This window comes from Xanthomonas sp. WHRI 10204, assembly GCF_040202875.1.
Taxonomy (GTDB): Bacteria; Pseudomonadota; Gammaproteobacteria; order Xanthomonadales; family Xanthomonadaceae; genus Xanthomonas.
Genome location: NZ_JBEGDW010000001.1, coordinates 1,090,986 through 1,109,331 on the forward strand (window position 1 = coordinate 1,090,986; position 18,346 = coordinate 1,109,331).

Genomic DNA, 18,346 nt, shown 5'->3' on the forward strand with positions numbered 1-18,346 from the left:
CGACACACTGCCGCAGATGCGACGCCATGTCGCATCGGGAACGGGCGCATCCGTCCATACCATGTTGGTGTCGCGTAGACGTCGCGATCGACCACCGTAGTGTGTCTCGGCGATCGATTTGCAGCGTGTGCGCCGACGCTTCCCACCTTTTCCTGGAGCACTCTCCGTGGACGCTCTGCTGCTATCGCGTATCCAGTTCGGATTCGTCATCGCCTTCCACGTCTTGTTTCCCGCCTTCACCATCGGGCTTTCCAGCCTGCTGGCGTTTCTGGAATGGCGCTGGTTGCGCACCCGTTTGCCGGTCTGGCGTGAGCTGTACTTCTTCTGGCAAAAAATCTTTGCCGTGTCGTTCGGCATGGGTGTGGTCAGCGGCATCGTGATGGCCTTCCAGTTCGGTGCCAACTGGCCGGAACTGAGCCGCATTGCGGGCGGAGTGATCGGGCCGTTGCTGAGCTACGAAGTGCTCACCGCGTTCTTCCTCGAAGCCAGTTTCCTGGGCGTGATGATGTTCGGGTGGGGACGCATTTCCGAGCGCCTGCACTTCTTTGCCACCTGCATGGTGGCGCTGGGCACGCTGTTGTCCACATTCTGGATTCTCTCGTCCAACAGCTGGTTGCAGACGCCGGCCGGCTACGAGGTGATCGACGGCATCGTGCATCCAGTGGACTGGTTGAAGATCATCTTCAATCCCTCGTTTCCGTATCGGCTTGCGCACATGGCGCTGGGCTCGTTCATCACCACCTGTTTTGTGGTGGGCGCGGTGGGTGCGTGGTATCTGCATCGCGGCGTGCACCGCGAGGCCGGCCTGCGCATGCTCAAGCTGGCGGTGGTGTTCGCGTCCATCACCGTGCCGCTGCAGATCTTTGTCGGCGACATGCATGGCTTGAATACGCTCAAGCATCAGCCGATGAAGATCGCGGCGATGGAAGCGCACTGGCATGCCGAAGAACCAGGCAAGGGATTCCCGCTGGTGGTGTTCGCCCTGCCGAATGCGCAGGCCGAGCGTAACGACTACGAGCTGGCGATTCCGCGCCTGGGCAGCCTGATCCTGACCCACAGCCTGGACGGCAACATCGCGCCGCTGACCTCGGTGCCGGCGCACGACCGCCCGCCGGTGACGCCGGTGTTCTTCGCCTTCCGCATCATGGTGGGGATCGGCTCGTTGATGTTGCTGGTGGCCTGGGTGTCGGCATTCGCGTTGTGGCGCGGCAAGCTGGTGCAGTGGCGCTGGTTGCTGGCGACCTGGCGCTGGATGCTGCCGAGCGGCTTCATCGCGCTGATCTCCGGCTGGTTTGTGACTGAAATGGGTCGGCAGCCGTATGTGGTCTACGGGCTGTTGCGCACCGCCGATGCGGTGGGACCGCAGTCGGCGCTGATGACCGCCATCTCGTTGGCGGTGTACGTGGCCGGCTATGCCTTCGTGTTCGGCTGGGGCATCTGGTACCTGGTCAAGATCGGCAAGACCGGGCCGACCCCGCACGATGCACCGCATCTGGACCATGGCGAACACACCCCCGCACGGCCGTTGTCGGCGGCCGATGCATCGATCGACGGAGCCGCATGATGGACATGACAACAGTGTTGCCGGTGGCATGGTTTGCGGTGATCGGCTTCGGGGTGCTGATGTACGTGGTGCTGGACGGCTTCGTGCTCGGCATCGGCATCCTGGCGCCGTTTCGCAAGGACGAAGCACAGCTGGACCTGATGATGAACACCGCCGCGCCGATCTGGGACGGCAACGAAACCTGGCTGGTGCTGGGCGGGGCAGGGCTGCTGGCGGCGTTTCCGAAGGCCTACGCAGTGATTCTGTCGTCGTTGTATCTGCCGGTGTTGCTGATGGTGATGGCGTTGGTGTTCCGCGGTGTTGCGTTCGAGTTCCGGTTCAAGGCACAGCGTTCGCGGCGGCTATGGAGCAATGCGTTTGCCGCCGGCTCGATTCTGGCCACCTTCGCGCAGGGCGTGATCCTGGGCGCCCTGGTGCAGGGCCTGCCGATCGAGAACGACCGCTATGTCGGCGGGATCTGGGGCTGGTTCAGCCCGTTCGCGATGTTGACCGGCGCGGCATTGGTATTCGGTTATGCGCTGCTCGGCAGCACCTGGTTGATCCTCAAGACCGAAGGCCACGTGCAAGCGCTGGCGCGTCAGCTGAGCCGGCCATTGACCCTCAGCGTGCTGGTCTTCATCGGCCTGGTCAGCGCGTGGCTGCCGTCGTTGCAATCGCATGTGATGGATCGCTGGTTCAACGATGCGCATTACCTGTGGCTGATGCCGGTGCCGGTACTGGTTGCCGTGGTGGGCTATGCGCTGTGGCGCGCGACCGAACCGGGGCGGCCGGACACACCGCCGTTCCTGCTGGCGATGGGCTTGTTCGTGCTCGGGTTTCTGGGCCTGGTGCTGGGCATGTGGCCGTATCTGGTGCCGCCGGTCTACACCATCTGGCAGGCCGCCGCGCCGCCGTCTTCGCAACTGTTCGCGATAGTGGGTCTTGTGATGTTGCTGCCGCTGATCCTGGGCTACACGGTGTGGTCGTACCGGGTGTTCCGCGGCAAGATCACTGCGGAGACTGGTTACCACCATTGATGGCGGCGGTCAGGTCATCGCGTGCTGTTCGGGTGGAAATCAACTGGCAGGCACAACGCGCGGTAGCGCAAGGTAGGCGCCGGCAGAATCACCGCCGGCCTTCGCCTTCACTGCAGCAGTCCCGCGCGCCTGAGCGCGCGTCCTCTGCATCCAACTGCAACACGCTCAACGCAGGCGCTGCTTGAACATCCACTCCCACATCGCCGGGTCCGCGTAGGTCACGTCCCAGACGTTGTGGTTGCCTTCGGGATATTCGCTGTAGCGCAGGTTAGCGCCCACGCCTTTTGCCGCGCGGTACAACGCGCGGTCGTCGTGCGGTGGCACGGAGGTGTCCTTGGCGCCGTGGAATGTCCAGATCGGCACGTGCTTGAGCTGTGTGACCGCGGCCGTGTAAGGGTCGGCTTCCTTGGCCACCAGGCTGACGTATAGCGTGTGGCGCTCGTCGCGTGGCGCCTTGAGTGCGCCGCAGACCGGCACGATCGCGGCGAATCGCTGCGGCTGCATCAGCCCGATTTCCCATGCTCCATAGCCGCCCATCGAGATGCCGGTGAGGTAGGTGCGTTGCGGGTCGGCAGCGAATTCGGCGCTGGCCGCATCCAGCGCGGCGATCGCCATACGCGCATTGATGCCCAGCCATTCCTCGTCGTCGGGCACCTGCGGCAATACCACCAGTGCAGGGAATTCGGCGGTGTGTTCGCTCAGGTAAGGCCCGACGCCGACTTCGGCCTGATCGCGACCGTTGTCGCCGCGCTCGCCCGAGCCATGCAGAAACAACACGATCGGCCGTGGCTGCGGCGCCTTGGCGGCCGGCACGAACACCTGATAGCGGTATAGCCGGCCCTCCAGCTGCAGGGTGCGGGCGACGAAGTGGCCGCGCCGCCCGTCGTGCTGGCGCTCAGCCATGCTGGAGCAACCGGCGAGCACCAGCGCAAGAATTGTAAGTAAGACGCAACGAACGATCACGCAGCACTCCCCATCGATCACAGAGCTGCAGTATCGCCGCATGCAGCTGCGCTGGCACGTCGCGCTGCGGCGATCGGCATGGACGCGTCATGCGGTTCTTCACTCTTGGCTGCGCGCACACACGATCAGGCACACGCGCTCACGGCATCAGGATCAACGTGGCCAGGCCCAGGAAGCTCAAAAAGCCCATCACGTCGGTCAGTGTGGTCAGGATCACGCCGCCGGCCAGCGCCGGATCGAAGCCCAACCGTTTGAGCGTCACCGGCACCAGCACGCCGCCGAAGGCAGCGGTAAGCATGTTCAAGGTCAGCGCGGTGCCGATCACCAGCGACAGCATCGGCTGACGGAACCAGGCCAGCACGATCAGGCCAAGCCCCACGCCCAGGAACAGGCCGTTGATCAGCGCGACCGTGAGTTCCTTCTTGAGCAGGGTCATCACGTTGGACGAGCCGATCTGCCCCAGCGCCAGGCCGCGCACCATCAGTGCCAGCACCTGGGTGCCGGCGTTGCCGCCCATGCCGGCCACGATCGGCATCAATGCCGCAAGCGCCACCAGTTTTTCGATGGTGCCTTCGAAGCGGCTGACCACGCTGGAGGCCAGAAAAGCGGTGCATAGATTGATGCCCAGCCAGATCAGCCGGCGACGGAATGCACGCCGCGCCGGGCTGAACATGTCCTCGTCTTCGTCCAGACCGGCCGCGCTCATGGCCTGGTGCTCGGCCTGCTCGCGGATGATATCCACCACGTCATCGATGGTGATGCGACCGAGCAGGATGTTGTTGTCGTCCACCACCGGGGCGGAGATCCAGTCGTGATCGGAGAAGCGCCGCGCCACCTCGTCCGAGCCATCGCCCACATCGATCGCCGGTTGTTCGTCGTCGATCAACCGGTTGACCGGCGTGCTGTCCTCATGCGTGACCAGCGCGGCCAGCGACACGCGGCCCAGGTACTGATGACGTCGGCTCACCACATACAGGTGATCGGTGTGATCGGGCAGCTCGCCGCGCAGGCGCAGATAGCGCAGCACCACATCGACATTGACGTCGGCGCGCACCGTCACCACGTCCGGGTTCATCAGGCGGCCGGCGGTGTCTTCCGGATACGACAGCACCTGCTCCAGCCGCTCGCGGTTCTCGCGGTCCATCGACTTGAGCACTTCGTCGATGACGGTGTCGGGCAGGTCTTCGACCAGATTGGCCAGATCGTCGATGTCCAGGTCTTCGACCGCGGCGACGATTTCATCGGTGTCCATGTCGGCCAGCAGGCTTTCGCGCACTTCGTCGCCGACATGCAGCAGCACTTCGCCATCGTCTTCCGGGTCGACCAGACCCCACACCACTTCGCGCTTGCCGGGCGGCAGCGATTCGAGCAGGTTGCCGATCTCCGCCGGCGCCAGCGTGTTGACCAGCCGGCGTACCGGTCCCAGGCGTCCGCTATCCAGCGCGTCGGACAGCAATCGTAGCTGGCGCGCAGTCTTGTCGTGGCGGACGGCTTCGGCCATGCGCGGCTCCCCGGAAGAGTGGACGCGCCGTCAGTAGGAGACGCGGTGCTGGATCAGCACGGCATTATCGCTTGCGCATGGTGACGAAACATACAGCGGCGTGGCGATCCGCATGCAGATTGCCGAAGCGGTGCGGCAAGCGCCCTGCTGCGGTGAACGCGTTTGCGCAGATTCTTGCCGTATCGGGCGAACGACGCGCTACGTGCGCCAGTGGCGATGGAGTGGCCGACTCTGCGTACCGCCTGCATGCGCGGAAGGTCTGGCGTCGTGGTGCATAGTCGCTGCTGTCGCTAACGCAACACAGCCTGCGCATTGCAGGCCAGCCACTTCTCGATGCCCTTGCGGTCGCGTGCGCGCAATAGTTTGTCGCCATGCACGCGCAGCTCGCCCAGGTGGATGTCGCGTACCGCGCGGCGCACTTCCAGCAAGGTGGCCGGGTGCAGGCTGAACTCGGTGAGCCCCAACGCCAGCAACATCGGCACGAACCGCGGGTCGCCGGCAATCTCGCCGCACACCGCCACTGGCTTGCCGTACGCCCGCCCGGTGGCGATCACCTGCGCAATCAGCCGCAACACCGCCGGATGCAGTGGCGAATACAACTCGCCCAGCGCCTCGTTATTGCGATCCACCGCCAGCAGGTACTGCACCAGATCGTTGGTGCCGATCGACAGGAAGTCGATGTCGTCGATAAAGCAATCCAGCGCCAGTGCCGCGGCAGGCACCTCGATCATCGCGCCGAGCGGAATGTGCTCGGCAATCTCGTGGCCTTCATCACGCAGCTGCGCGGTGAGCTTTTTCAGCTGTTTGCGCACCAACTGGATTTCTTCGCGGCCGCTGACCATCGGCACCAGAATGCGCACCGGGCCATAGCCGGAGGCGCGCAGGATCGCGCGCAACTGCGCCTGCGCCACCGCAGGGCGGGCCAGCGACAGGCGCACGCCACGCAGGCCCAGGGCCGGGTTGTCTTCGTCGCTCAAGGTCAGGCCGGTGCGGTCGGCCTTGTCGGCGCCCAGATCCAACGTGCGAATGGTTACCGGGCGGCCGCTCATGCCCAGTACGGTGTCGCGATAGGTCTGGAACTGCTCGTCTTCGTCCGGCAGCTCGTTGCGCTGCAGGAACAGGAATTCGGTGCGGTACAGGCCCAGACCGCTGGCGCCCAGCGCATGCGCGCGCGCGACGTCTTCCAGCGACTCGGCGTTGGCCAGCAGGGTGATATCGACGTTGTCGCGGGTGCGCGTGGGCTTGGAGCGCAGCCGGCCGAGTTCGCGCTGCTCCTTGGCCAGCGTGCGTAAACGCTCGCGGTAGTCGCGCAGATGGTCGGGCGTGGGGTCGACGATTACCTGGCCGGAGCCGGCATCGACGATCAGGACATCGCCATCGTCGATCCGCTGCACCGCGTCGGCCACACCCACCACCAGCGGCAGATGCAGGCTGCGCGCCAGGATCGCGCTATGCGACAGCGCGCTGCCGGCGGTGGTGACGATGCCGACCACGCCTTGCGCCTGCAGCTGCGCCAGTTCGGACGGCGCCACGTTGTCGCAGACCAGGATCTCGCCGGCCACGCCCTTGAGGTCGGGCGCACGCTTGTGCAAGAACGCATGGATGCGGCCGATCACGTGATCCAGATCGTCCATGCGGCTCTTGAGATACGCGTCTTCCATGCCATCGAACACTGCCGCCAGCCGGTCGCGCTGCACGCGCAGCGCGTAGTCGGCGCTGTAGCGGTGGGTGCGAATCAGCTCATCCAGCCCCAGCAGCAATTCCGGGTCGTCCAGCAGCAGCGCATGCAGTTCGAGAAATTCGCCGACTTCGCGCGCCAGCGCACCATGCAGGCGGTCGCGCAGCTCCTGCATTTCGACGCGTGCTGCCTCGATGGCGGTGTGCAGGCGCTGCAACTGCGTTTCCACCTGGTTGGCGGGCACGCGTTGTTCGGCCACTTCCAGCGTGTGGCTCTGGCGTACGCGCGCGCGCCCGAGCGCATTGCCGCGCGAGGCGCCATGTCCGCGCAGGCGCAGACTCATGCGTGTGCCTGGCGCAGCGGCGCCGTGTCGGTCGCAACAGCGCCGACGCCGCGCATGCTCAGCTGTCCTCGTCGAAACGACGCTCGAACAAGTCCACCAGGGCCTGCAAGGCCTCGGCTTCGTCTTCGCCATCCAGTCGCACCACCACGCTGGTGCCTTGGCCGGCGGCCAGCAACATCACGCCCATGATGCTCTTGGCGTTCACCTCGCGGCCCTTGGCGGCCAGCGTGGCGTTGCTGCGATAGGACGACAGCGTCTGCACCAGCTTGGCGGTTGCCCGCGCGTGCAGTCCGAGTCGGTTGGACACAATGAGTTCGCGTTCAAGCATCGTCGATGATCGCTCCGTTGCGGGTACCGGCCGCCGCGGTGGCGGGCAGCTCCTGCAAACCTTGTTCTGGGTAATTCATCACCCGCAGCAGCATCGGCAGGCTCAGCGCGGACACCCGGCGAACCGGCGTGCCCAGCTTGGCCAACCGGCTGGCGAGATTGCTGGGGCTTGCGCCATACAGGTCGGTCATGACCAGCACGCCGTCGCCGCTGTCGACCCGACGCATCGCCGTCGAGGCCTGGGGCAACAATGCGTCCAGGTCTGCATCGAACGGCACATCGAATGCTTCGGTCTTCAGCGGCAAATGCCGCAACAGCCCCGTCGCCACGTTCAACAACGCTGCGCCGATGCCGGGATGAGTAATGAGGAGAATGCCACAGGCCATGCTGAAACGTTAACAGGTCAGCGTGACTGCGCGATAGCGTTTACCTGCACCGATGCGTTGCGAACTGAATAGCCGTTTAGGACCGCAGCAACAGAGCGCGTGCGCGGCGCGCAACAAGCGCGTTGCAGCGGCTGTGACGAATGATCCATGACGCGCATCAGGTCGCTGCCGAACACACAGTAAGCGAGCGCTGCAGTTCGCACTTTGCGGAGCAGTGCACGTCCAGATAAAGGATGAGGCCTACAGGTTCTGCAAAGCGCGCGCGCATGTCCAAGCACCTGCAATCTGCGATGCCGCATAAAGACTAAGCAAGCCGCAACAAAGCGCGCCAGCTACATCCAGTCCCGCGATCCACGCCAACGACGCGTAGGCAACGCGTCAACCCGCAAAAGAAACCTTCCAATCCAGTTCAGTCAAATTCGTCACAGCACGCAGGACAGCGCTTGATCGCTTTGACCAATCCCCAATCCCGAATTCCAAATCCCGGCCCCAATCAGTCCTGCTCGCGATGAAACGTCGCCACTTCCGGCCAGCCCTGTTCGCGCGCATGCCGCGCCATGCGTTCGGCCATGTATACCGAGCGATGCTTGCCGCCGGTGCAGCCGAAGGCGATGGTCACGTAGCTGCGGGTATCGTTGCGCAGCCGCGGCAGCCAGGTATCGAGCAGGTCCACGATCTGCGCACTGTAGCGCTGCACGTCCGCCTCGTTATCCAGATAGTTGCGCACGCCGGCATCGCGGCCGGTGAGCGGGCGTAGCTCGGGGTCCCAGTGCGGGTTGGGTAGCACGCGCGCATCGAACACGAAGTCGGCTTCGGCCGGCACGCCGCGCTTGTAGGCGAACGATTCGAACAGCAGCGACAGACGGTCGTTGGAGCCGAGCGCAAACTCGGTGACCACGCGGCGACGCAGTTGATGCACGTTGAGCGTGCTGGTATCGATGATGGCGTCGGCCTGCGCGCGTAGCGGCTCGGTCAACTGCCGCTCGCGCGTGATCGCCTCCGGCAACGCCAGGCCGAGATGGCTCAGCGGATGACGGCGGCGGGTGTCGGCATAGCGTTTGATCAGCGCTTCGTCGCTGGCTTCGAAAAACAGCAGGCGTGCCTCGATGCCGTATTCCTGCGCGGCCTGGCGCCATTGCGCCAACTGGGTGAGGTCGCTGCGACTACGCACGTCGATACCGACCGCCAGGCGCTGGTCGCCGATCGGGTTGCCGCGCAGGCGGCTCTTGACGAAGTCCGGCAGCAGCTCGACCGGCAGATTGTCCGAGCAGTAGTAATCCAGGTCTTCGAAGGTTTTCAGCGCGACCGATTTACCCGAGCCGGACAGCCCGCTCACGATCATCAGCGTGGAGGGCGTGATGCTCATGGCGTGCGTCGCTCCAGCAGGTTGCTGTGGCGGGCGATGAACATCGCCGCCGGGTCGATGCCCTTGGTGCGCAGGATATGCAGCCGGGTGGCAGCCTCGGTGAGCACGGCCAGGTTGCGGCCCGGCATCACCGGCAGGGTGATCAGCGGCACATCCAGATCCAGCACGTGGCGGCTGCCGGAATCGCCGGTCAGGCGCTCATAGCCGGACGGCGTGGGCTCGGTCATCGGCCGGGTCAGGTGCACGATCAGGCGCAGGTACTTGTTCTTCTTCACCGCGGTGTCGCCGAACATGTCGCGCACGTTCAACACGCCCAGGCCGCGCACTTCCAGCAGGTCCTGCAGCAATTCGGGGCAGGTGCCATCGAGTACGTCGGGAGCGATCTGGGTGAATTCCGGCGCATCGTCGGCCACCAGGCGGTGGCCGCGGCTGAGCAGTTCCAGCGCCAGCTCGCTCTTGCCCGAGCCGGCTTCGCCGGTGATCAGCACGCCGATCGAATAGATCTCCATGAACACGCCATGCAGCGTGACCCGCGGCGCCAGCGTGCGCGCCAGGTGGTAAGAGAGGTGGTTGAGCAGCTCATGGCCGCGCTTGGGTGAGATCCACAGCGGGGTGTTGGATTCATCGGCCGCCGCGCGCAGATCTTCCGGGCACGACTGGTTCTTGCTGATCGCCAGTGCCAACGGCTGCACCTGGATGATCTTTTCGATGGTTTCCCAGCGCTGCCGCGCGTCCAGCGAATCCAGCCAGGCCAGCTCTTCGGTGCCCAGGATCTGCACCTTGTTGGGATAGATCACATTGAGATAGCCGGCCAGCGACGGGCGGCGGGCATTGTTGCTGCCGGCCTCGATCTCGCGGTGCTCGCCTTTCTGCCCGGCGACCCAGCGCAGCGCCAGCTTGTCGCGCTGCTGGTCGAACAATTCGCGTGCGGTGATGCTGGTATTCATGCCGCGCTGGCCTGTGGTGGAGGCGCATCGGTGAGCAGGGCCATCAGCGCGTCGGCATCGGGCGCGGCGCGCAGCTGCTGACGGAACTGCGGGTCGGAGAAGCGCTCGGCCAGTTCAGACAACAGCATCAGGTGTTGGTGGGTGTAGTGCGCAGGCACCGCCATGGCGAATACCAGATCCACCGGTTCGTCGCCGCCGAACACGACCGGGGCGTCCAGCCGCAGCAGGGCGCCGCGGGGTTCGGTCAGATTGGGGCAGCGTCCATGCGGAATGGCGATGCCATGGCCGATGGCGGTACTGCCCAGGGCCTCGCGCTCGCACAGGTTGGCGTAGAGCTCGTCGGCGCCGGCCTGTCGGCAGGACAGCAACTCGGCGGCGGTGTGCAGGACGGTGTCGCGATCGGCGGCCGGCGACACCACGGTGCGCACGGCCGCCATCAGATCGGTTAAAGGCATGAGGGCATCAAGCGGGAAGCGTCATGCGGGATTGTCGCGCACCTCGCGTGCGTGGTGGTTACATTTCTTTTCTTTGTGCTTGAGCACCAGGCGGTCGAGCTTGTCGACCAGCAGGTCGATGGCCGCATACATGGTGGAGCCGCTGGCATCTGCGTGCAGGGTGCGACCGGGAAGGTTGACGGTGGCGACCACGTGGTGGTCCGGCTTGCGAACCGCCAGCTGCGTTCGAACTTCGCAGTGCTGGTCGAAATGGCGCTGCAGTCGCTGCAGCTTGCTTGCCACGTAGTCCCGCAGGGCGGGGGTCACTTCAAGCTGGTGGCCATACGTCTCGATGCGCATCGGATACCTCCATTGGTCGGTGGGCCAATGAACCGTTCCGGTGATCCGACTAACCCGGCGCAGGCCGGCGTTGCGGTGGTTGCAACGTCAGGCGATGCGTACGCGTTCGTGGGAGGCGGAAATGTTCATGGCCTCACGATACTTCGCAACGGTGCGCCGCGCCACTGGTACGCCGGAAGTTTTCAACAGATCTGCCAACTTGGCGTCCGACAAGGGTTTGCGCGGGTTTTCCGCGTCGATCAGGCGCCGGATCATGGCCTGGATGGCGGTGCTGGAGGCTTCGCCGCCGCTGTCGGTGTCGATGCCGGAGGCAAAGAACGAGCGCAGCGCGATGGTGCCGCGCGGGGTGCGCACGTATTTGCGGGCAATGGCGCGGGAAATGGTGGATTCGTGCAGGCCGAGCTCGCCGGCGATCTCGCGCAGGGTCAGCGGGCGCAGCGCCTGCGCGCCGAATTCCAGAAACCCGGCCTGGTGCTGCAACAGGCAACGCACCACCCGCAGCAGGGTTTCGCCACGAGCTTCCAGGCTCTTGAGCAGCCAGCGGGCCTCCTGCAATTGCCCGCGCAGATAGCCGGCGTCGGATTCGCCGCAGCTGCGGATCAGGTTTTCGTAGCCGCGATGGATGGTGACCTTGGGCTGCGAGCGGCCGGCCAGCGACGCGCGCCAGACGCCGCGCTGGCGCCAGATCACGCAGTCGGGCACCACGTAGGTGTCCTGCGACAGGTCGCCGATCTGCTTGCCCGGGCGCGGGTCCAGCGAGCGCACCAACTGCACGGCCTGTTCGACATCGGCGGCGGAGCGTTTGAGTTCGTGCGCCAGGCCGGGCACACCGGCACGCGGCAGCCGTTCCAGCGGGCCGGCGACGATCTGCAGCGCCAGGTCGCGCCCCGGGATGGCCGGGTCGAGCACCGCCAGCTGCAGCGCCAGACACTCGCCCAGCGTGCGCGCACCCACCCCGACCGGGTCGAAACGCTGGATCTGATGCAGCACGGTCAGTACTTCCGCCTCGTCCACCGCAGCGCCCAGCGCCAGTGTTTCGAGAATGGCCGACAGCGGTTCGCGCAGATAACCGTCTTCGTCCAGCGCGTCGATCAGCATCGCGCCAATCTGGCGGTCGCGTGGCGACAACGGCGACAGGTGCAGCTGCCACAGCAGATGGTCGGCCAGGGTTTCCGATTCGGCCACGCGCTCGGCGGCATCGCCGGACTCGTCATCGTCGAAACTGCCGCCGCTGCCCGAGCCGGTCCACTGCAATTCGTCCTGCGACCAATCGTCGTCGCGTTCGGCAGGTGCCGGTTCTTCGCGCTGGGGTTCCTCGCTGGACGAGGACGACGAGGACTCCACCGGTGTGTCGCCGGCCGCATGCGCGGCTTCGTCGGCCCATTCCAGCAGCGGGTTGGTTTCCACCGCTTCGGCGATTTCCAGTTCCAGCTCGGTGGTGGACATCTGCAATAGCTTGATCGCCTGACGCAATTGCGGCGTCATGACCAGCTGCTGTCCTAGCGATGTCTGAAGCCGGGCTTTCATGCAGGCACTGACTGGAAGAATCGATGGCGCGGCGACGCGCTCAAAGGCGGAAAGTTTCCCCCAGATACACGCGACGGACGTCGGGATTGGCTAGCAGCGCGTCCGGTGCCCCCTGCGCCAGCACGCCCCCCTCGGCGAGGATATACGCGCGGTCGCAGATTCCCAAGGTCTCGCGCACGTTGTGATCGGTGATCAGCACGCCGATGCCGCGTTCCTTGAGGTGAATGATGATGCGCTGGATCTCGCCGACCGAAATCGGGTCCACGCCGGCAAACGGTTCGTCCAGCAACATCATGCGCGGCTTTGCGGCCAGCGCGCGGGCAATCTCGCAGCGGCGGCGCTCGCCGCCGGAGAGGCTGGCGCCGAGCTGATCGGCCACGTGGGTGATCTGCAATTCTTCCAACAGCGAAACCAGTTCCTTCTCGCGGCCGGCGGTGTCCAGTTCCTCGCGCAGCTCCAGCACCAGCCGGATGTTGTCGGCCACGGTGAGCTTGCGGAAGATCGACGGTTCCTGCGGCAGGTACCCCACACCTAGCTTGGCGCGAGCGTACATCGGCTCGGCGGTAAGGTCGCGTCCATCCAGTTCGATGCGCCCGGCGTCGGCTTCGACCAGGCCGACGATCATGTAGAAGCAGGTGGTCTTGCCGGCACCGTTGGGGCCGAGCAGGCCAACCACTTCGCCGGCCTCGAGCGTAAGGCCGAATTCCTTGACCACTTCGCGTTGCTTGTACTTCTTGCGCAGACCGGTGGCGACCAGCATTACTTCTTCCCCTGCGGCTTGGCGGCAGGTTTGGCGGCCGGTGCCGGCGTTGCCGCGGCGGGGGCTGCATTCTTGGGCTGGATGATGGTGCGCACGCGGCTGCCATCGCCGCCGCTCTGCATATTGCCGGTCTTGGTGTTGTAGACCATGCGCTGGCCGGCGTTGGTGCCCTTGGGCGAGTCGACCTTGTAGTTGCCGGTCAGAATGATGATCTCGTCGGCGACCTTGTATTCGATGTTGTCGGCCTGGCCGTTCATCATCGCGCCGTCGTCCATCTGCTGCTTGAGCGTGGCCTGCTTGCCGTTGAGCACCACACGGTCGGTCTGGCCGTTCTTCTGGAAGATGTCGGCGGTATCGGCGTGGATTTCAAGCGTGCCCTGGGTGATCACCACATTGCCGCTGAAACGGCACTTGCCGCTGTCGTCGAGCATGTTGCAGTCGTTGGCATTGGAGTCGATCGCCATCGGCTGATTGCGATCGCTGGTCTTGGCCATCGCCATGGCAGGCAACAGCAGCGCGGCAAACGCCAGTTTAGCGGGCAGCATTCGGTTCATAGCGGGTCTTGACCTGAGAAAGGAGCTTGTACTGGCGTGATTTGAGATCGGCCTCGAAGCCGACCCCGCTTTGCATGATACCCGGCCGGCGCATGGTCACCGGAGCAGCGGTCTTGGCGAGGTTTTGCTGCGGAAACACGTCCAGACTCTCGGTACGGAAGGTGGTGGGCGGCGTCGCGCCGGCGGTCGGGCTGTCCCCTTCGACATCGCCGCGCAAGCGCAGCTCGTCGCCCTTGGGGCTGACCCAGCCGGTCTTTGCGCGCAGCGTCCACGGCTGGTTTGCGTTGTCGGGCAGCAAGAACACCGGCGTGGTGATGTCGGAGGTCTGATCGGCGCGGTTGCGGTGCATTTCCGGCGCGCGCAGCGTCATCGATTCCTTGCCGCTCTGCTTGTCCAGGGCGATCAGTTCGAAGTCGCGCAGCACGTAGTCGACTTTCGACTCGTCCACCGCTGCCGCAACCGGGCGCGCGCGCTGCTGCCATGCCGACCAGCCGGAGATGGCGGCCGCAGCAAACAACACGACGCCTAGCATGGTGCGCCAGTTCAAGTTCATGCGGAAAACCTTTCGATGATGCCCTCGACCTGGCCTTGCGCGGCAAGCACCACATCGCAGACCTCACGGGCGGCGCCTTCGCCGCCACGGGCCTGGGTGTGCCACTGCACGCGCTCGGCGACCCAGGGGTGCGCATTGGCCGGTGCCACCGGCAGGCCAACCGCCAGTAACGCCGGCAGGTCGGGCAGGTCGTCACCCATGAACAACACCTGGTCCAGCGACAGGCCGTGTTCCTGGCACAGCGCCAGCACCGCCAGGCGCTTGTTCTTGACCCCGATCTGCACGTGCAGGCCCAGATCCTGGCCGCGCTTTTCTGCCGACAGGCTGGCGCGCGCGGTGATCAGCGCCACGTGGATGCCGGCATGGTCCAGCTGTTTGAGGCCCTGGCCGTCGAGCACATTGAAGGACTTGCTCTCATTGCCGGCGTGGTCGTAGTACAGGCGCCCGTCGGTCAGGGTGCCGTCGACGTCGAAACAGGCCAGGCGGATACGCGCGGCGCGTTCGATCAGCTCGGCGGGGAGGTGCTGCAAAGGAGAGTAGGGCATCGGCACGAATGGGTGAGAACGGGGTTCCGCGGTTGAAAACTGAACCTGTTAAACCACCTTGGCGCGCAACAGGTCGTGAATGTTCAATGCGCCGACGGCGCGCTGCTGCGCGTCCACCACGATCAGGCCATTGATCTTGTAGTCCTCCATCAGCCGCGCGGCCTCGGCGGCCAGCTGGTCGGCGCCGATGGTGCGCGGGTTGCGCGTCATCACCTCGGCAATGCCGGCGCTGCGCACGTCGATGTCGCTGTCCAGCGCGCGGCGCAGGTCGCCGTCGGTAAATAGCCCGATCAGGCGACCGTCGTTGTCGACCACCGCCGTCATGCCCAGGCGCTTGCGGCTCATTTCCATCAGCGCCTGGCTCAGGCTGGCATCTTCGCGCACGCTGGGCAGGTCATCGCCGCCGTGCATGACGTCGGTGATGTGCAGCAGCAGGCGCCGGCCCAGGCTGCCGGCCGGGTGCGAGCGCGCAAAGTCGTCGGCGGTAAAACCGCGCGCATCCAGCAGCGCCACCGCCAGCGCATCGCCCATTGCCAGCGAGGCAGTGGTGCTGGAGGTCGGCGCCAGGTGCAGCGGGCAGGCCTCGGCGGAGACGCTGACATCCAGGTGCACGTCGGCGGCCAGGGCCAGACTGGAGCCGGGGCGGCCGGTCATGGCGATGATCGGGTTGCCCTGGCGCTTGAGCACCGGCAGCAGCATGCGCACTTCGTCCGATTCGCCCGAATACGACAGCGCCAGCACGATATCGGCCTCGGTGATCATGCCCAGGTCGCCATGCCCGGCTTCGCCGGGATGCACGAAGAACGCCGGGGTGCCGGTGGAGGCCAGGGTGGCGGCGATCTTGCGCGCGATATGGCCGGATTTGCCCATGCCGGTGGCCACCACCCGCCCGCGCGACGCCAGCACCAGCCGGCAGGCCGCGGCAAACGCGTTGCCGATGCGCGCGCCCACGCTGGCGAGGGCTTCACGCTCGATCTCCAGCACGCGCTGGCCGCTGGCGACCAGGCTGGCGTCGCTGACGGTGGCGGTGGGCAGGTGCGAGACGGCCATGCGGGACTCGGGTGAAGAGTAGAATGTGCGCTCATTTTATGAGGAAACGCCCTGTGGACGCCGAAACCATCCGTAAACTCATCGAATCCGGCTTGCCCGAAGCCCGCGTCGACGTGCACGGCGACGACGGTGTGCACTTCGAGGCGACCGTGGTCAGCCCGGCATTCGCCGGCAAGGCCCCGTTGGCGCGCCACCGCATGGTCTACGCGACCCTGGGCGATTTGATGGGTGGCGCGATCCACGCGCTGCAGCTCAAGACGCTGACCCCCGACGAAGGCTGAGCGGCGCCGTCGGGCAGACCGGCCCCGGCCGTAGTGCCGCCCGGGGCGCGTCGTCCGGCACGCCGTTGTCTCAGCTCTTATCCCGCGATATCTCATTCCCCCGACATCTCTTTCGGATCTCCCAAGCTCCCATGGCAAAAATCGTAGTGACCGGCGGCCAAGCGCTGCATGGCGAAGTCAATATTTCCGGCGCCAAGAACGCAGTGCTGCCGATCCTGTGCGCCACCCTGCTGGCCGATGCGCCGGTGGAAATCAGTAACGTGCCGCACCTGCACGATGTGATCACCACGGTGAAGCTGCTCAGCGAGCTGGGCGCCGAGGTCACCATAGACGAAGGCACGCTGGCCAAGGGCCGCTCGATCCTGGTCGATCCGCGCTCGGTGACCCATCAGGTTGCCCCGTACGAGCTGGTCAAGACCATGCGCGCCTCGATCCTGGTGCTGGGCCCGCTGCTGGCGCGCTACGGCACCGCCGAAGTGTCGCTGCCCGGCGGTTGCGCGATCGGTTCGCGCCCGGTGGACCAGCACATCAAGGGCCTGCAGGCGCTGGGTGCAGAGATCAGTGTGGAGAACGGCTACATCAAGGCCACCAGCAATGGGCGTCTGAAGGGCGGCCGTTACGTGTTCGACATGGTCAGCGTCACTGGCACCGAAAACGTGCTGATGGCCGCCGTGCTGGCCGAAGGCACCACGGTGCTGGAAAACGCGGCGATGGAGCCGGAGGTCACCGACCTTGCCGACTGCCTGATCGCGCTAGGTGCGCAGATCGAAGGTGCCGGTACGCCGCGCATCGTGGTGCACGGCGTCGAGCGTCTGGGGGGCGGGCACCACGCGGTGCTGCCGGATCGCATCGAAACCGGCACCTTTCTGGTCGCTGCGGCGATGACCGGTGGTAGCGTCACCGTGCGTCGCGCGCGTCCGGACACCCTGGATGCGGTGCTGGACAAGCTCACCGAAGCCGGCGCCACCATCACCACCACCGCCGACAGCGTCACCCTGGACATGCACGGCAAGCGCCCGCGCGCGGTCAACCTGACCACCGCGCCGTACCCGGCGTTTCCCACCGACATGCAGGCGCAATTCATGGCGCTCAACTGCGTGGCCGACGGCGTGGGTGTGATCAACGAAACGATCTTCGAAAACCGCTTCATGCACGTCAACGAACTGCTGCGCCTGGGCGCGGATATCCAGGTCGAAGGCCACACCGCCATCGTGCGCGGCGCCGAACGTCTCAGCGGCGCGCCGGTAATGGCGACCGATCTGCGCGCGTCGGCCTCGTTGATCCTGGCCGGGCTGGTGGCCGATGGCGACACCACCATCGATCGCATCTACCACCTGGACCGTGGGTACGAAAACATCGAAGAGAAGCTGGGGGCGCTGGGTGCGACCATCCAGCGCATCGCATGATCCTGCGCGGGCGCTTCACCACCCGACGCAAGATCCTGCTCGGCGTGATCGTGCTGATCCTGGCGTGGCTGGCCTACGCCTGGAGCGTGGGCATGGCCATCACCCAGGGCGTCGAGTTCAAGGACATGGACTGGAACGGCGACGGCAACGCCAGCCGCAACGAGATCGCGCAATCGTTCTACGCGGTGGCGGTAAAAAAGACCGTCGAAGGCAAGCGCCATTGCGATCTGTTCTATTGGCGCAAGAACGACGCGCAGATCCGCGTGGATTGCCGCACGGTGTTCAGTACCGGCGATGACAAGGCTGCTGCCAAGCCCTGAGAAGGGATGGGTGCGTGCGGATGGATCACCATTGGCGCAAGCGGTAGGTCAGCGCGGACAGATTACTTGTGGAGCGGCTGATCTGCGGCTTCGTTGCAGGGCCCTTGCCCGCCCACCGTCGCGGGACACGCTGCAAGTACGTCCTTGTAAGCTCTTACGCGGCATCCATGCCGCGTAAGGTCCCGCGACGGTGGGCGGGCAAGAACCAGTCATGATGGTCGGTGTGCATGGTGCAAGCAGTGCATGAGGTGCTTCTGATGCGCTGAATCTCATGTAGTTGCGGCCGTACTCGCAAGCCAATGCAACCCGCGAGATGGCAACCTTTTACTTGGCTACCGACCAACTTCCTGGTGCGGTGTCCTTGCCGCTTGCGGGACCGTGTGGCGGCATCGATGCCGCCACCGAGCCCCCAGGGATGGGTTCACGGCGTGTCCCGCGAGCGGTGAGGGCACCGCGCCCTCGACG

At 65.4% G+C, this 18,346-nt stretch carries 20 protein-coding genes; 5 read left to right on the plus strand and 15 right to left on the minus strand.

The genetic code is table 11. The features are described 5' to 3' along the window. Positions 1-166: 166 nt before the first annotated feature. Positions 167-1,564, plus strand: a complete 1,398-nt coding sequence (locus ABQZ00_RS04665) for a cytochrome ubiquinol oxidase subunit I (RefSeq protein ID WP_115513516.1) — start codon at positions 167-169, stop codon at positions 1,562-1,564. Next, on the plus strand, positions 1,564-2,580 hold the full coding sequence (gene cydB, locus ABQZ00_RS04670; protein WP_115513515.1) for a cytochrome d ubiquinol oxidase subunit II: 1,017 nt from the start codon (positions 1,564-1,566) through the stop codon (positions 2,578-2,580). The genes ABQZ00_RS04665 and cydB overlap by 1 nt, the downstream gene beginning before the upstream one ends. Positions 2,581-2,745: 165 nt before the next feature. Here the strand turns inward: cydB and ABQZ00_RS04675 are convergent, their stop codons facing one another. The 15 genes from ABQZ00_RS04675 to ABQZ00_RS04745 all read right to left on the minus strand — a co-directional run bounded on the left by ABQZ00_RS04675 (position 2,746) and on the right by ABQZ00_RS04745 (position 15,874). Continuing rightward, positions 2,746-3,585 (minus strand): carboxylesterase family protein, encoded by an 840-nt coding sequence (locus ABQZ00_RS04675; protein WP_323537458.1) that lies wholly within the window; start codon positions 3,583-3,585, stop codon positions 2,746-2,748. A gap of 97 nt (positions 3,586-3,682) precedes the next feature. After that, the gene (gene mgtE, locus ABQZ00_RS04680; RefSeq protein ID WP_055849537.1) at positions 3,683-5,044 is read right to left on the minus strand and encodes a magnesium transporter; all 1,362 of its coding nucleotides are present in this window, start codon (positions 5,042-5,044) and stop codon (positions 3,683-3,685) included. A 290-nt stretch (positions 5,045-5,334) separates the two neighbouring features. Beyond that, positions 5,335-7,065 (minus strand): phosphoenolpyruvate--protein phosphotransferase, encoded by a 1,731-nt coding sequence (ptsP, locus tag ABQZ00_RS04685; protein ID WP_323537457.1) that lies wholly within the window; start codon positions 7,063-7,065, stop codon positions 5,335-5,337. 58 nt (positions 7,066-7,123) lie between these two features. Beyond that, entirely contained in the window at positions 7,124-7,393 is a 270-nt protein-coding gene (locus ABQZ00_RS04690; RefSeq protein WP_005913389.1) for an HPr family phosphocarrier protein, read from the minus strand. Next, positions 7,386-7,778 carry a PTS sugar transporter subunit IIA gene (locus ABQZ00_RS04695; RefSeq protein WP_055849544.1) on the minus strand — a complete coding sequence of 131 codons (393 nt, stop codon included), beginning with the start codon at positions 7,776-7,778 and terminating at the stop codon, positions 7,386-7,388. The genes ABQZ00_RS04690 and ABQZ00_RS04695 overlap by 8 nt, the downstream gene beginning before the upstream one ends. Before the next feature lie 493 nt (positions 7,779-8,271). Further along, on the minus strand, positions 8,272-9,144 hold the full coding sequence (rapZ, locus tag ABQZ00_RS04700; RefSeq protein ID WP_055849548.1) for an RNase adapter RapZ: 873 nt from the start codon (positions 9,142-9,144) through the stop codon (positions 8,272-8,274). Continuing rightward, the gene (gene hprK / locus ABQZ00_RS04705; protein WP_016904610.1) at positions 9,141-10,091 is read right to left on the minus strand and encodes an HPr(Ser) kinase/phosphatase; all 951 of its coding nucleotides are present in this window, start codon (positions 10,089-10,091) and stop codon (positions 9,141-9,143) included. Before hprK ends, rapZ begins: the two co-directional genes overlap by 4 nt. Then, positions 10,088-10,546 (minus strand): PTS sugar transporter subunit IIA, encoded by a 459-nt coding sequence (locus tag ABQZ00_RS04710; RefSeq protein ID WP_323537456.1) that lies wholly within the window; start codon positions 10,544-10,546, stop codon positions 10,088-10,090. Before ABQZ00_RS04710 ends, hprK begins: the two co-directional genes overlap by 4 nt. A gap of 21 nt (positions 10,547-10,567) precedes the next feature. Then, positions 10,568-10,885, minus strand: a complete 318-nt coding sequence (gene hpf / locus ABQZ00_RS04715; RefSeq protein ID WP_011037930.1) for a ribosome hibernation-promoting factor, HPF/YfiA family — start codon at positions 10,883-10,885, stop codon at positions 10,568-10,570. 87 nt (positions 10,886-10,972) lie between these two features. Next, the gene (locus tag ABQZ00_RS04720; RefSeq protein WP_323537455.1) at positions 10,973-12,412 is read right to left on the minus strand and encodes an RNA polymerase factor sigma-54; all 1,440 of its coding nucleotides are present in this window, start codon (positions 12,410-12,412) and stop codon (positions 10,973-10,975) included. Between the two features lie 40 nt (positions 12,413-12,452). Beyond that, positions 12,453-13,172, minus strand: a complete 720-nt coding sequence (gene lptB / locus ABQZ00_RS04725) for an LPS export ABC transporter ATP-binding protein (RefSeq protein ID WP_055849562.1) — start codon at positions 13,170-13,172, stop codon at positions 12,453-12,455. Continuing rightward, positions 13,172-13,726, minus strand: coding sequence for a lipopolysaccharide transport periplasmic protein LptA (gene lptA, locus ABQZ00_RS04730; RefSeq protein ID WP_115513511.1), 555 nt, complete (start codon positions 13,724-13,726; stop codon positions 13,172-13,174). The genes lptB and lptA overlap by 1 nt, the downstream gene beginning before the upstream one ends. After that, positions 13,704-14,279 (minus strand): LPS export ABC transporter periplasmic protein LptC, encoded by a 576-nt coding sequence (gene lptC, locus ABQZ00_RS04735; protein WP_323537454.1) that lies wholly within the window; start codon positions 14,277-14,279, stop codon positions 13,704-13,706. The genes lptA and lptC overlap by 23 nt, the downstream gene beginning before the upstream one ends. Further along, the gene (locus ABQZ00_RS04740) at positions 14,276-14,824 is read right to left on the minus strand and encodes a KdsC family phosphatase (RefSeq protein WP_323537453.1); all 549 of its coding nucleotides are present in this window, start codon (positions 14,822-14,824) and stop codon (positions 14,276-14,278) included. Before ABQZ00_RS04740 ends, lptC begins: the two co-directional genes overlap by 4 nt. 48 nt (positions 14,825-14,872) lie before the next feature. Beyond that, a complete protein-coding gene (locus ABQZ00_RS04745; RefSeq protein ID WP_115528567.1) occupies positions 14,873-15,874 on the minus strand; it encodes a KpsF/GutQ family sugar-phosphate isomerase in 1,002 nt (333 codons plus the stop codon). A gap of 53 nt (positions 15,875-15,927) precedes the next feature. On the opposite strand from ABQZ00_RS04745, the gene ABQZ00_RS04750 reads away from it, so the two are divergent. From ABQZ00_RS04750 to ABQZ00_RS04760, 3 genes are all read left to right on the plus strand, one after another. Beyond that, complete coding sequence (locus ABQZ00_RS04750; RefSeq protein ID WP_017157709.1) at positions 15,928-16,155, plus strand: BolA family protein; 228 nt, start codon at positions 15,928-15,930, stop codon at positions 16,153-16,155. Positions 16,156-16,286: 131 nt separating this feature from the next. Beyond that, positions 16,287-17,561 (plus strand): UDP-N-acetylglucosamine 1-carboxyvinyltransferase, encoded by a 1,275-nt coding sequence (gene murA / locus ABQZ00_RS04755; protein ID WP_055849581.1) that lies wholly within the window; start codon positions 16,287-16,289, stop codon positions 17,559-17,561. Next, positions 17,558-17,881 (plus strand): hypothetical protein, encoded by a 324-nt coding sequence (locus tag ABQZ00_RS04760; protein ID WP_055849585.1) that lies wholly within the window; start codon positions 17,558-17,560, stop codon positions 17,879-17,881. Before murA ends, ABQZ00_RS04760 begins: the two co-directional genes overlap by 4 nt. Positions 17,882-18,346 lie beyond the last annotated feature (465 nt).